The organism is Bacteroidia bacterium (assembly GCA_020852255.1).
In the GTDB taxonomy this organism is placed as follows: Bacteria; Bacteroidota; Bacteroidia; order JADZBD01; family JADZBD01; genus JADZBD01.
Genome location: JADZBD010000009.1, coordinates 50,360 through 66,333, shown reverse-complemented (window position 1 = coordinate 66,333; position 15,974 = coordinate 50,360). Strand labels below are relative to the sequence as shown.

At 47.1% G+C, this 15,974-nt stretch carries 4 protein-coding genes; 3 read left to right on the top strand and 1 reads right to left on the bottom strand.

All coding sequences use genetic code 11. The features are described 5' to 3' along the window. The first annotated feature begins 27 nt into the window (after nt 1–27). The 3 genes from IT233_06030 to IT233_06020 all read left to right on the top strand — a co-directional run bounded on the left by IT233_06030 (nt 28) and on the right by IT233_06020 (nt 12,393). On the top strand, nt 28–1,587 hold the full coding sequence (locus IT233_06030; protein MCC7302183.1) for a hypothetical protein: 1,560 nt from the start codon (nt 28–30) through the stop codon (nt 1,585–1,587). A gap of 255 nt (nt 1,588–1,842) precedes the next feature. After that, nucleotides 1,843–9,150: a VCBS repeat-containing protein gene (locus tag IT233_06025; GenBank protein ID MCC7302182.1), complete on the top strand. Its 7,308-nt coding sequence runs from the start codon at nt 1,843–1,845 to the stop codon at nt 9,148–9,150. Nucleotides 9,151–9,210: 60 nt separating this feature from the next. After that, nucleotides 9,211–12,393 (top strand): SpoIIE family protein phosphatase, encoded by a 3,183-nt coding sequence (locus tag IT233_06020; GenBank protein ID MCC7302181.1) that lies wholly within the window; start codon nt 9,211–9,213, stop codon nt 12,391–12,393. A gap of 13 nt (nt 12,394–12,406) precedes the next feature. Here IT233_06020 and IT233_06015 read toward each other — a convergent pair whose 3' ends face one another. Next, nucleotides 12,407–15,853: a pyruvate carboxylase gene (locus IT233_06015; GenBank protein MCC7302180.1), complete on the bottom strand. Its 3,447-nt coding sequence runs from the start codon at nt 15,851–15,853 to the stop codon at nt 12,407–12,409. Nucleotides 15,854–15,974 lie beyond the last annotated feature (121 nt).

Genomic DNA, 15,974 nt, shown 5'->3' with positions numbered 1-15,974 from the left:
GGGGACGACCGGTTCGTCCCTTTTTTTATGAAACCAACAGACGATCTTTTCAGACTGATACGGTCTCTCACCCAAAGTGAGAAGGCTTATTTCGTACGAAGGGCTACAGCGCTGTCCGGAAAGAATGTCGCGTACCTCCGGCTTTTTAAGGTAGTGGATAAGATGAGTGAATACCGCGAAGATCTGGCTAAAAAAAAGGTACTGCCGGTTATTCCCGTCAACCGGTTCGCATTCTATAAGAACTATCTTTTTTCTGAATTGATGGATGCCCTGGCCGGATATCATTCCGGGCGAACTGTCCGATCACGTATTTCTAAGCTATACAGGCATTATGAATTGCTGGCAGAGAGGGGATTCAACGAAAAGGCATATCACTTGCTGGAAAAGGCCCTGGCGTTGGCGAAGGAATATGATTTGCCGGAACTCCAGCTTGAAATCACGCGGGAAGTGCTTCTTAATTTCCCATCTTTTGTTAGACCCGACCTGACATCATTTCAGAACCTGACCGATAAGGTTGCCGAATGCGGGAAGATTATGGAAAAGCTGGACAAAGGATATAAGATTCATCCAGCCCGGATTGCGTTCTACTTTCAGATGAGGAAGAAGGGAAGCCATAGTGCCCGATTTGATAAAGCATGGTTAAAGCAATGGGAAGGATTTGTCCGTGAATGGAGCGATGTACAGAGGACAGAGGTCTCCTTTGAACAAATGGCACTTCTTTGGTGGATCCGATCGGTTTGGTTTTCACTCACCGGCGAACCGCAGAAAGCGTATGTTGCATCGGACAGCCGCAGAAGATTGTTTTGCGCAGAGCCCCATCAGGTGGATGAACATCTTGAGCGCTATCTGGGAAATCTGACGGAGCAGATCTCCATTGCGTCCAATCTTGGAAATAAGCCGGATTTCGAGAGCCTCGCAGCGGATCTGGAAGGGCTTGTAGAATCCAACGACGCCATCAGGAGGTCAGAATACCGCTACCTCCGGTACCGGATGATTCTGTCGGAAGTGAGAATGGCCGGATGGTATGCCCTGAGAGAGTTTGAAAAATTCCGGGATCTGTATCAATCGCTGCTGAAGGATGATATCATAAAAAGGGCACTGTCGCTGATGGAGCAGGGGAGTGCCACGTTACATTATCAGGTGATCAATCTTATTTTTTACCTCGCTTCCTATCTCATTACCGCAGGCTCCTTTCGCGAAGCGATGCGGGTAATCAACATGTTCCCAAAGGATGGAAAGAATTCGCATCCTGAATTTCATCTTTATATTCAATTCCTTCGACTCATCGCTCATCACGAACTGGGGCACTGGGATGTGGTAAAAAGGGAAAGGAAGCCACTGTCTGCACTCCTCTCTTCGCATTCAGCGGCCTCTGACTATGAACGGTGGTTCCTTGAGATTCTTAATCAATCTGCCTCGTCAAAAAGTAATTCCGCACGACGCGCAATTTTTCAGACCGCGCATGCGCAGCTAACCACCGGACCGCAATCATTTCGTCCTGCCTTCGCTTTTTTTGATTGTCATGAGTTTGTTCAGAGCAAATCAGAGAATATTTCAATGTCGGAGTTAATGAACGGAATTAAATGAATTTGAATTGCTATTGCAATCAAATACTTGTAATTCAGATAGATACCTTGTGTAAAATGACCACAGGGCTTTAGGGAGGATAAATAATAAAGAAGACCCCGGATGTGTATTTCAGAAGTAATGCCCACTCTGGGACCGGGAGAGAGATCCCAAAGAAACTTGTATAATGGTTTCATATTCAGCTTAATATGAGGTAGCGCGAGGGTTAATTTTCTAATGAAAATTGCGCTATCTTAGACCTCTAAATTGATCAAAATGACAAAATTTTATCTCCGTTCTGCATTGTTTCTGGCTATCGTGTTGGTGGGCTCCACACGGATGAAATCACAGGCCCCCACCCTTGCGGCCAGCAACCTAACCTTCACGTCTATCGGTCTGAATTCTCTTTCTTTTACCTGGACACGTGGTAATGGAGAGTATTGTTTGGTAGTGGTAAAGCCGGCTGCAAACCTCACTTCCTTCCCAGCGAACGGAAATAACTATGGTGCAAGTACAACCTTCGGGTCAGGAAGTAATCTGGGTAATTCGAATTATGTTGTTTATGATGGGACAGGAACCGGCGTTACTGTTTTAGGCTTAACTTCCGCTACATACTATTCCGTTTATATCTATGAATATAATGATGATTGGCTTGGCTTCGAGTACTACCTCACATCCACGTACGAGTATGGCCCGCATTATACCCTTGCTACCTCCCCAACACTTGGTCCCGCTGGTGTTACCGTGAGCGGTTACGATGCCTCCGGCACCACACTTTCCTGGACAGCAGGGAACGGAACCTATCATCTGGGTGCATTGCGTCAATCTACTTCGTACACCGGTTTTCCGGTGGATGGAAATGATTACTCCTCTAGCTCCTGCTTTGGTTCGGGAAGTTCCCTGGGTACCACCAGTCCGTATCCTTACGTTGTGAAGGAACTTGCGGGTACCAGCGTAACCGCTTCGTGTATGAATTATTCCACAGATTATACCTTCTTTGTTACAACGTATAATGGGCTCAATGGGGCAAATAATTATTACGGTTCCGCCTATGGAAATTTTACAACCATGGCCCAGCAACCCACCAGTATTTCCAGCTTCATGTATATCAATGATTACGCTGAGAGCGCATTCACTGTAAACTGGGAAAAGCCCACCAGTGGCGGTGGTACCTACTCACTGGTCACGATCAAAGCGGGAACAACCAACACGGATGCGCCAACCGACCGGACAATCTACACAGCGAGTACTACCTATGGTAGCGGGCAAACGGTTTCTACCGGCACCTATGTTGTTTATAATGGCTCAGGAAATGCCGTACGTATTTCAGGTCTTACTCCTAATACTACTTACGCAGTAACGGTATGGGAATTTAACGGGGGAGCGGGAAATTTTAATAATACAACGAATTACCTGACCAGCAGCTCCCTCACCGGCAATGCCACTACTGTAGGCACACTTCCAAATATCGGTAGCGGATTAGTCCTGACACCGTCCACAAATTCAATTAACGCATCATGGATCAACGGAACCGGATCGAGTCGTGTTGTTCTTGCCAAACCTGTCCGTCACCGCACTGCAGTTTATTTTGATGGAACAAATGATTATGTGAGCATACCCTATCATGCCAGCACCCGCCCTACCGGGCAGCTGTCTGTAGAATGTCATGTGGCCAGAATCAATTGGTCGAATCCAGCTGCTGGATGGGGTGCGGTAAGCACACTGGAGAATGGCGGATATACCTTATATTTTTCATCAACGTATGTGTATGCCTATGTCACTACATCGAACGGTTTAGTAGTTGTTGCTGCTGACATCTCTATGCTTTCTGCAGGAAGCCATCATTTTGCGTTTACCTTCGATGGTCGTTACACCAAACTGTATGTTGATGGTGCTCAGCGTGGAATGAATGATGCGGGTGCGTATTATACTATTACATATACATATACAAATAACCTGTTCATTGGATGCGAAGCGTCTACCGGCACAACGCCGCAGGGTAATTACTTCCAGGGAATCATTGATGAAGTACGGATTTGGAGCACGGCACTTAGCGCAAGCACCTTACGGTCGTATCAGAAAATTTCACTCAATACGGCGTATGCATACCTGGCTGGACTCTGGCATCTGGATGACGGATATACGGCCACCACTACCTGCCGTAATTCTTCCAGCGTGGGTACTGCTCTGAATGGCGTTCTTACCAATTCGGTCAGCACCGCTGCATCCGGGTTTCTTTCTGCCTCAGGGTGGGTTTATTCGGGAAGCGGAATGGACGAACCGATCGACTTTATCGGCTACACTGGGAATTCCTCCTTTCAAAGCGGCAGTTCGGTTGCATCTTATTATGTTGTTTACAACGGATCAGGCAACTCCGTTAATATCACAAACCTTGCCCCGGGTACATGGTATAATATTTCGGTGTTTGAGTACAACGGAACAAATAACAATTACCTCACTGCAACCTATTTAACAGGCGACGTGCAGACGACCACAGCACCTGTTCCAACAATCACCGGCATTTCTCCGGTGAATGGTCCTGTTGGAACGGTGGTTACACTCACAGGAACAAACTTCAGTGCCACACCTACGAGTAATGAGGTGTATTTCGGGGTGGAAAAAGCAACCGTTCTTTCATCCACTGCCACTACTATTACAGCGCTGGTTCCGGTTACTTCCAACCAGATTTCACCGGTTTCGGTAACCGTCAATATGATGACCGGTTATTCCAGAAATAGCTTTATTGTGTCTGATGCGTGTAACGGAGTTATTGCTGGAGGAGATTTTTCGGAAAATGTAACGAACACCACAACATATGCCACGAGTGGTGTGCATACCGTGGATCTGGATAAGGATGGGAAATCAGATCTTTTATGGGCTATGGATGGTACGTCCGACTTCATTGGATACCGCAGAAATACCAGCACCAATAACGCTCTTTCTTTTGCTGCCCAGCAAACCCAGTGGGTGGGACCATTTACTAATGGACATGGACCTATGTTTATCACAACAGGTGATATAGACGGAGATGGCAAGCTGGATGTTTTGTGTGTGAATAGTACTTCCAACGAAATAGCGATCTTCAGAAATTCTTCCACCACCGGTAATATTTCCATCACAACACGCTTGAATTTACCAACACTGCCTAATAATCCAACAAGTGTTGCTATTGGTGATTTCGATAACGATGGCCGCCCTGATCTTGTGGTGGGGTATGCTTCCGGAAGCCAGGTGTCCATATTCGGGAATACCTCTTCTCCCGGGTATTTTATGTTCGGAGACCGGGTGGATTACTCCGGCTTCTCTTCCCCCCGGCATGTAGCCACCGCGGATATAGACGGAGATGGAAAAGTGGATCTTTCGGCAGTGAACAATGCTGCATCCAGCTTTGTCTGCATGCGTAGCACCTCAACAGTTGGGAATATCACCTTCGCAGCGGCGGTAACGGTTGCAACTACCGGAAACGGAAGTTCCATCACCTGGACCGATTGCGATAACGACGGGAAACCTGATGCATTGATCGCTCAGACAACCAACGCGGTGCGGATTTACGATAATAACAATACCAGCGGAAATATCACCAGCGGACTCTTTACGGCATACAATCTGACAACTTTGTCCGGTACACCAAGTAAAGCCATTTTCGGTGATTTGGACGGTGACAACCGTCCGGATGTTATTGTCGGATATTCTGCTTCCACTTCTTTCTCGGTGTTTGAACAAACAGGCAACTTTACATTTGCGGCGAGGCAGGACGTAACAACTACCGGCACTAACTCAATGTACCTGGCGGCCAACGACATCGGTTGCGACGGCAAAGCGGATGTGATCGTTGGAAATGGTTCCACCTTTATTGGATTATATAACAATAATGGTGATCCGCTGGCTTCTGAACCCACTCAGGCTTCCAGTGGAGGCACTTTCACTAACTTGTCTCAAACCGGTGTTACTTTCACCGTATCCAATCCCGGAAACGGCTCCAAGCGCTTAATGGTGATCCGGCAGTCCAGCGTATCAGTTGTTGCGCCTAACGACGGGGTCGGGTTTGTACCCAATCCGGCTTACGGTTCCGGTGACGACCTTGGAGGAGGAAATTATGTTGTACTCAATAGCAATATGGCCTCGGTGAATATTACAGGGCTTACTTCCAATACAGCGTACACGATTTGTGTTTATGAATATAACGATGACGGAGCAGATTGCAAGGCAAACTACCTGCAAACCGGAGTCTATTGCGCATCCTTCACCACGGATAATTATCCCCCTACAATGAATCCCATTGCAAACCAGTCTGCTATTTGCCAGAACGCAGGCTTGCAGACGGTTAATTTCAGTGGAGTGGATGACGGAGATCCCGCGATTGTACAAACCATCACGATCACGGCCGTTTCCAATAATCAGACACTGGTGCCTAACGGAAACATTTCCGTTACTTATACCAGCCCGAACACTACCGGTTCGCTTTCCTATACTCCTGCCACAAACCAATATGGTTCGGCACTTATCATTGTAACGGTGAATGACAATGCCAACAACAATAACCTGTTTGTTGATACCTTCACTGTAACTGTTAATGCACCGCCAACTGTTTCTACCGCAGGACCTGATCAGCAGATCTGTACCAACGCAACCACCCTGGCAGGAAACAATCCAACTTCAGGGGCAGGAACCTGGACCAGAATTTCAACGAACAATCCGGCAATTACAATTTCTAATCCATCACTTTACAATACATCCGTAAATAATTTCACAAATCTGGGTGATACGGCTGTATTCCGCTGGAGGATTGCGAATTCTCCTTGTCCGAACAGTGATGATTTTATTACGGTGAAGAGAGTGAATTGTCCGCTCAACGCGGATTTTACCGCCAACCAGACCAATTTCTGTGGCAGTACAGCCAATGTAACGTTCACGGATCTTTCCACAGCACAGTCAACAACTATCACACAATGGCAATGGACCTTTACCGGTGGTTCTCCTTCCTCGTTTAACGGTCAGAACCCTCCCAGCATCGCCTACACAGCTCCTGGTACCTACCAGGTATCTCTGCAGGTGACCGATAATACGCTCGCCACCGACCTGGAAGTACGTGCAGGATATATTACCATCACTGCCATACCGGGAACACCGGGCGCAATCAGCGGTTCCACCACCGTGTGTGCAGGACAAACCAGTGTTAACTATTCCGTTTCACCTATCTCAAATGCCACTACAACTACCTGGACTGTTCCAGCCGGTGCTATCATCGTGTCCGGACAGGGCACCTCGAATATTGTTGTGAATTTCGGAACATCTACCACCAGTGGAAACATTACGGTTATCGGAAGTAATTCCTGCGGTAATGGTCCTACAGGATTCCAATTGATTACCGTTAATCCGCTTCCTGCCAATACCGGCGTGATCACAGGCCCTTCCAGCGTTTGCGCTGGTCAGACGGGAGTGAACTTTTCTGTGCCACCTATTAACAATTCCACAGGTTATAACTGGACACTTCCCACGGGTGCAACCATCACTGCCGGAAACAACACACCGAATATCACCGTCAGTTTTGCGGCAAACGCCGTTTCGGGAACAGTAGATGTGGTGGGCACTAATGCTTGTGGATCGGGTTCCTCAGCTAATGGATATGTGCTTACCGTGAATCCGCTTCCCGATGCGGCAGGAGTCATAACGGGCCCTGCAACTGTATGTGAAGGTGACACTGCTTCGTATTCCATAACGATTTTAGGGAATACTTCCTCGTATAACTGGACTGTTCCTTCCGGAGCTGTTATCCTTTCAGGTAATAACACCAACGCGATTGTGGTACACTTCGCACCGGGATCTTCTTCAGGTAACGTGGGAGTGAACGGAGTGAACGGATGCGGAAACGGAACAGGTGCGCAACTGGGCATCACCGTGAACCCACTTCCTGTTGCGGCGACCTCAGTTGTGGGAAGTGCAACGGTATGCGCCGGAGATAATAGTGAAATATATTTTGTTTCATCCATTACGAATGCCACAGGGTATAACTGGGTACTGCCTGCCGGGTTTACTATTATCAATGGGAACAATACCAATGCGATCGTTGTGAGTGTTTCTCCAACTGCCAGTTCGGGTACCATCATGGTAAATGGAACCAATGCCTGTGGTTCAGGAACGGTTTCGAGTTTGGCCGTTACGGTGAATCCTTTGCCTGATACTGCAGGCACGATTACGGGTCCGGATACCGTGTGTCAGGGACTAACAGCGGTAGTCTATTCAGTACCAAATATTAATTATGCTACAGGATATAACTGGACTCTGCCGGGCGGTGCTTCGATTGTTTCCGGTAATAATACGAACGCCATCACGGTAGATTTCTCCGTGCTGGCTGTGAGTGGATACATTACCGTACAAGGTACCAATGCCTGCGGCAACGGACTTTCAGTAGATTCATTTGCACTTACCGTCAACCCGCTTCCGGACGCGGCAGGAACGATTGTAGGCGACAGCTCCATTCAGATTTGTCCTATGCAAACAGGTGTTGTGTATACAATACCCCCGGTAGCAAACGCTACGGGTTATTCCTGGACCTTGCCTTCGGGTGCAACGATTGTCAGCGGAAACAACACCAATAGTATAACTGTTGATTTCCAGACAGGCGCATCTCCCGGCAGCATAACCGTTACACCAACCAACGGATGCGGTACCGGTCAGACCTCTATGCATGCTATTGTGATTGATACCGTACAGCCGGCATACATCTGCCTGGCTACGGTAGATTCCCTGTCAAATTACAACCAGGTGGCATGGGATAAGCCGGTTTCCACGCAGATTGACTCCTTCCGTATCTACCGCGAAATTTCAAGCAGTTTTGTGCATATTGGTTCAGTCGCATACGCCGATTACAGCGTGTACAAGGACTCGGTGTATCTCGCTCCGCCCGCAGACCCCAATTCAACCAACTATCGTTACAAGATTGCGGCCATTGATGCGTGCGGAAATGAAAGTGAGATTGGCGGTCATCACCGGACAATATTCCTTCAGGCAAACATCGGAGTTGGAGGAGTAATCAACCTCAACTGGGTACCTTACGAGGGTGCAACTGTTCTGCAATACTATATTTACCGCGATACAACCGGCACCGGTGCATTGCAATTATATGACTCTGTTCCCGGAGCCAATTATGTGTATACAGATAACTTCCCGCCCAACACCATCACCACTGTTCGATATGTGCTCGGCGTAGAATGGGGTGTGGTTTGTAACCCAAGCCAGAGAAACAATCCGAATGTTTCTCCGCTGGCAGCAATCAATAACACGAAGTCGAATATCAAAAATCTGCCCTATAATCCGAATGCTATTCTGGAATACCTGTTGCTCAACAGCATTGCTCTTGTGCCAAACCCGAGCGATGGTTGGGTGAACCTGCAGCTGAGCCAGTCGCTGCCGGATCTGCAGATTGAGGTGTTTAACAGCGTTGGGCAGTTAATTTTTAGCAATAAGTTGGAGGCCGGCACCTTGACTATGACCTATGATTTCCGCCGGTTTGCCCATGGATTGTATAATATAACCGTTCGCTCCGGCGACGCAACCGTTCATAAGAAGCTGGTAATCCAATAGTTAGAAAACCAATTTAAGCCGTAAATTTACCCCTGAATCACATGAGCGATTCAGGGGTAAATGCTTTTTAGGACCAACATTCACATTCGCCGTTTTCTTTTCGCCATGTTGTTGCTGTCGCTTCCGGCGTTGGCGCAACAGTATAATATTAAATTGTACAGTCCCAAACATGGGCTTGCCAATTCAGTCGTAAACCACATCCTAACGGATTCAAGAGGATATGTTTGGTTTGCTACGCAAGGAGGGATCAGCCGGTTCGATGGTCGTACGTTTCAGAATTATACCATAAAGAATGGGTTGGCAGGAAACGATGTAACCTATCTGACCGAAGATAATAAGGGTAATATCTGGGCGGCCTGCTACGGCTCAGGTATTTCCCGGTTCGACGGGGAGAAGTTCGCATCTTACGGAGAGAAGGACGGATTAACTAATACCAGCGTCTATAATATTATCTGCGACCGTAATGGTGTGATATGGATGGCTACGCGGGGTGGCGGAATATTTTCATTTAACGGCACCGCATTTGTAAATTATACGAAGGAGAGCCACGGAATCCCGACGGATACCTTATTCGCTGTTGTGGAAGATCAGCAGGGGATGCTTTGGTTCGGAACACGGAAGCGGGGACTTATCCGATACGACCACAAGAATTTTCAGGTCTATGATCAGAAAGACGGCCTGATGCACAATACCGTGATCTCCCTTTTCTCTGATAAAAGGGGTAAACTCTGGATAGGAACCGCCGGTTCTATGCCCCAGTACATGGAGCACGGGGAAATCAAAACAGCGATAATTCCTGAGATTGGTAACGATCTGATTTCAATGATTGCCGAGGACGAAAGAGGAAATATCTGGATCGCTTCGGAGCATGGGCTGGTTAAATATTTTAATGGTCGTTATAAAATCTATAACGAAACAAATGGACTACCCGCGAATTCGGTTTATGCCATCAATACGGATTACGAAGGAAATGTCTGGATGGGAACTTCCAACGGCGTGGGACTTTTCAAAAATGAAGCCTTTATCGCTTTTTCTGACAAGGAAGGCCTTTCGAACCCAAAGGTGACAGCCCTCTTTCAAAATGCGAGCGGGGTTACATTTATCGGTACAAGCGGGGGCGGACTCAACATCATGACGAATGATATTATTCAGAAAGTTGATTACATACCGGACCTCACTCAATCTATTATTCTTGCATTGTATGAGGCACCTAACGGCGAGCTGTGGGTGGGACTGGAATCTTCCACGCCTTCATTATATGTTCTGAAAAAATCGGGTTCCAGATACGTTGTGGACCGAACCTATGACCAGGTGGGCGACGGGAAAAGCCTGAAAACTGTTTCAGGGCTGATCTCAGACGGAATGGGAGGTGTGTGGATTTCCCTTTATGGCACGGGAGTTATGCATTATACGAATGGCAAGTTTGAATTTCTTGATTCGCGTAATGGTCTGCCTGTAGAGGAAACCTATACCGTGATAAAGGATTCGAAGAATAATCTCTGGATCGGCACCTATCAGGGAGGTCTGGTGAAATATGATGGTAAGAAATGCACGGTATTTACAGAAGCAGAAGGTTTGCCCGACAATACGGTGTATACGATTTGTGAGGATAAAAAAGGGAACATTATCGTTGGGACTGCAAATAAAGGAATTGCCATTTATAACGGGAAGTCCTTTCGCTCACTATCCACACGGGAGGGATTGTGTTCCGATGTCATCTATACGCTGATCGTAGATGAGAAGGACAGGATATGGGTGGGAACAGATAAAGGTGTGAACAGAATTTCTTTGGGGGAGGATCTTTCGGTTAATAGCATAAAATATTTTTCGGAGAACGATGGGATGAAGAGTACGGAGATCAATCCCAATACATTTATGCTCGACAAGAGCCGGAAGCTTTGGTTCGGAACAACCAACGGCCTTATCCGTTACAATCCTGAATTTGACTATATCAATGATAAGCCGCCGTTGGTGGTTTTGACCGGGATAAAGTTATTTTATGAGCCTGTACAGTGGGAGAAATTAGGAATTGAGATAAGCGAAAGCACAGGATTTCCTGAGCGGCCGGAATTATCTTACGACAAGAATCACCTTACCTTTAATTTCCAGGCTTTAACAACAGATAATGTTCAATATACTTATTACCTCGAGGGCTCAGAGGCGGGATGGTCCCCGCTCAGTACAAAAACGGAGGCGGTATATACCAATATTCAGCCGGGGGAGTATACCTTTCATGTGAAGGCCCAGAATAGTGATGGATTCTGGTCGCTGGACGAAACCGCCTTTACGTTTATCATTACCCCTCCTTTTTATAAGACCTGGTGGTTTTATACTCTCCTTGCTATTATCTCGCTCTCAGCTGTGATCATGTTCATTCGCTGGCGTACGCGGCGGCTGGAGGCAGAAAAAAAGATACTGGAAGAACGTGTAACACAGCGAACCGTGCAGCTTAAATCTGCGAATGAGCAGCTATCTGTTGCGTTTAAGGATATCAAGGATAGTATTAATTATGCAAAAAGGATACAGGAGGCAATTCTTCCTCTGGAAAATGAGATGCGGGCGGCACTGCCGGAGTATTTTATTATGTTCAAGCCAAGAGATGTGGTAAGCGGAGATTTCTATTGGTTTAGTCGTCAGCAAAGCCGTATCTACATCGCTGCCTGCGATTGTACAGGTCACGGAGTACCGGGAGCGTTCATGAGTATTATCGGAACCTCTTTGCTAAACGAGGTGATCAATGAAAATCCTGAAGCAGAGCCGGGAGAAATTTTGAATGCTTTAAGGGATAAGCTGATCAATGCCTTGAAACAGGGTGGGGCAGACAGTGAGAGCAAGGATGGGATGGACATGATGCTGGCATGCATTGATGAAAGAAAAAGAAAACTGTCATTTGCAGGAGCGAACAATCCCCTTTACTTTATCCGTGACGGAAAGCTGCAGGAATTTAAGTCGGATAAGCAACCAATCGGTATCTACGGGCATGAACTGAAACCGTTCCGAAATCAGGAACTGACTTATGAGCAGGGAGATCAGTTTTATCTGTTTTCCGACGGATTCCCTGATCAGTTCGGAGGCCCGAGGGGAAAGAAGTTTCTTTATACAAAGTTTAAGGAACTCTTGTTGGCCGTTTCCGGGAAAAGTATGCCGGAGCAGATTGCAGGTCTGGAAGCGGCCTTCAGCGAGTGGATTGGGAAGGAGCACGAACAGGTGGATGACGTGCTGGTCATCGGGGTAAAATTGTAGATCCGTTGCACCACTAATTCAACTGCACAACAAGATCATCTGCGTTAACACGAGCACCCTCCTTCAGGAAAGTGTCCTTGATTTCAGACTCGGCAGTGGCCGTAACGGTTGTTTCCATTTTCATTGCTTCGATAACAAACAACGGTTGGTTTCTTTTTACCTTTTGACCCTTTTTTACGAATACTTTTGAAAGCATTCCCTGAAGCGGTGCCCCGATCTGTTTCAGGTTACCGGCTTCCGCTTTAAGGTGCTCCTCCTTTTTTATGTTCAATGACCGATCGGTCACCTCGATATTCCGGGTTTGTCCGTTTACCTTGAAAAATATAGTACGCATGCCGTTTTCCTTAGCCGGCCCTACGGACAATAACCGTACAATGATAGATTTCCCGGGAGCAAATTCAATAATTGTTTCTTCATTCAATTCCATTCCGTAGAAGAAGTTCCGGGTAGGAATGCGCGAAACAAAGCCATACTCAGACCAGATCCGGAAGGTGTTTTCAAATACTTTTGGATACATTTTATAGGAGAGAAAATCTGTAATGTCGAGCGGCCGTCCTAGTTCTCCGGCTTTAAATTTCTGCCGGAACTCACTGAATTCTTTATCAATGTCTACCGGATCTGCTTTTCCTTCGATCGGTTTCTTATCTTTTAATACCTGTTGTTGCAATTTTTCAGGAAATCCTCCGGGCGGTTGCCCGATATTTCCCATGAAAAATCCCTGTACGGACTCCGGAAAGGACAATGTGTCACCCCTATCCTGTATATCCTTTGCAGTTAGTCCGTTAGAGATCATATAAAGAGTCATGTCTCCGACCACTTTTGAGCTAGGGGTTACCTTTACAATGTCGCCAAACAGCAGGTTCACATCATGATAGGTTTTCTTTATTTCCTCAAATTTACTTCCCACTCCCAGAGCTTCTGCCTGCTGAACCAGATTGGAGTATTGCCCGCCCGGCATTTCATGATAAAATACTTCCGCTGTTCCTGCCTTGAGTCCGGACTCAAATGGATAGTAGTATGCTCGTACGTCTTCCCAATAATTAGAAAACTGATTCAGTGATGCCATATCAAAGCGATTTTCCCTTTTATGAAAATTCATCATCTCCACCACTGAATTGAAATTAGGCTGCGAAGTAAGACCCGAAAGCCCTCCCAGGGCTACATCCACCACGTCTACCCCTGCTTCTATCGCCTTCATATACGTTGCGGACTGCAGAGATGAGGTATCGTGTGTGTGGAGATGGATGGGGATATTCACAGTACTCTTGAGTGCTGTTACAAGTTCATAGGCTGCGTAAGGTTTAAGCAGTCCGGCCATGTCTTTGATTGCGAGTATATGTGCTCCGGAGTTCTCGATATCTTTTGCCAGGCGTAAATAATAATCCAGCGAATATTTTGTCCGGGATGGATCAAGGATATCTCCGGTGTAGCACATGGCCACTTCTGCAATGCCACCGGTGTGTGTTCTCACAGCTTTAATGGATGGTTCCATTGCTTTCAGCCAGTTGAGTGAATCGAAAATGCGGAAAACATCAATACCGTATTCGGAGGATTTGGCTACGAATTTTTCTACAAGATTATCAGGGTAGGATGTATAGCCTACAGCATTCGAACCACGAAGAAGCATCTGCAGAAGTATGTTCGGTACGGCTTTCCGGAGTTCTTGTAGTCTGCGCCAGGGATTCTCATGAAGAAAACGCATGCACACGTCAAAGGTGGCGCCTCCCCAAACTTCCATGGAGAAGACCTGAGGATGATTTCTGGAGAAGCTTTCTGCAACACGGAGCATATCATAGGTCCGCATTCGCGTCGCAAGAAGCGATTGGTGCGCATCGCGCATGGTGGTGTCCGTGAAGTGGATCTTTTCTTCCTTTTTGAGCCACTCAGCAAATTTTTCTGGTCCGAGACGGGTCAGGAGCTGCTTGGTTCCATCTGTATAAGAGGCGTAATGGTCAAAAGCGGGAATAACCGGTTTGGGAAATTTCTTTTCCTTTACTGCCCCTTTTACATCCGGGTTTCCGTTTACAATCACATCTCCCAGGAAACGAACCAGGCGGGTGGCGCGGTCCATCCTTTTCTGGAATACAAACAATTCATTCCGGTATTCCTCAATGAAGCCGACTGTGGCTTTTCCGTCGTGAAATACTTTATGATTGATGAGGTTCTCGAGGAATGGTATATTGGTCTTAACACCGCGAATGCGGAACTCCTGCAGCGCCCGGTGCATTTTCCTGCATGCCCCGTCGAGTGTTCTTGACCAGGCGGATATCTTCACCAGCATGGAATCAAAGAACGGAGAGATCACAGCACCCTGATATACACTTCCTGCATCCAAACGGATACCAAATCCTCCCGGGCTGCGGTACGTGATAACAGTTCCGTAGTCCGGCTTAAAATCATTCTCCGGATCTTCTGTAGTTACCCTGCACTGTACGGCATATCCGTTTGTGTGAATAGCATCCTGTGAGCTGATCTTAATCTGCTTGTCACTAAGCCGGTATCCGCCTGCTACAAAAATTTGCGTTTTAATGAGATCAATTCCGGTTACCATTTCAGTAACGGTGTGTTCCACCTGAATCCGGGGATTCACCTCTATAAAATAGATCCGGTCAGACCCGTCAAGAAGGAACTCAACGGTACCCACGTTATTATAATTTACGGCGCGGCAAATCCGTAAAGCAAATTCATGCATTTCGGCCCTGGCTTTATCCGGCAAACCAAAGGATGGAGCCACCTCTACTACTTTCTGATATCGCCGCTGAACGGAACAATCCCGTTCGTAAAGGTGTACCATATTCCCATGGTTATCCGCTACAACCTGTACTTCAACATGTTTGGGGTTTTCAACGAATTTTTCAAGGAAGACTGTTTGATCCCCGAAAGCGTTCAGGGCCTCTCGTTGCGCTTCCCCGAATGCATTTTCCAGATCTTCCGGTTTGCGAAGAAGGCGCATGCCGCGCCCTCCGCCACCGGCGGCGGCCTTCAGCATCAACGGATACCCGATGCGTGATGCTTCCTTTTGGGCTTCAGCAAGTGTATGGAGGTCTTTGACGGAACTTTCAATCACGGGTATACCAATTTCCTTCGCAATTTTCTTCGCGGAAATTTTATCGCCCAGTGCCTGCATGACTCCTGCATCCGGCCCAATAAAAATTATCCCGTTCTCCACGCACCGGCGCACAAATTCCGCGTTTTCAGAAAGAAAACCATAACCGGGATGTATTGCATCAACTCCTTTTTCTTTTGCCAGATGGATAATATCTTCTATGGCCAGATAGGGTTTGATGGCTTCCTCATCCTTTCCCAGCTGGTAAGCTTCATCTGCCTTGTAACGGTGCTGGGAATAACGATCCTCATAGGTGTAGATGGCAACCGTTTTAAGTCCCAGCTCAAAGCAGGCGCGGAATACCCGGATAGCAATCTCGCCGCGGTTGGCGACAAGTACTTTTTTTATACGCATGATCCCTGAAAAATTTGCAGCGAAAATAGAGAGCCGCGGTTAAATAAATAATGCCGGACCGGCCATTGTGAATAAGTGCTTAAAGTTTTCAGGCAGACTCCGGTACAGGGTGGCTGTAACG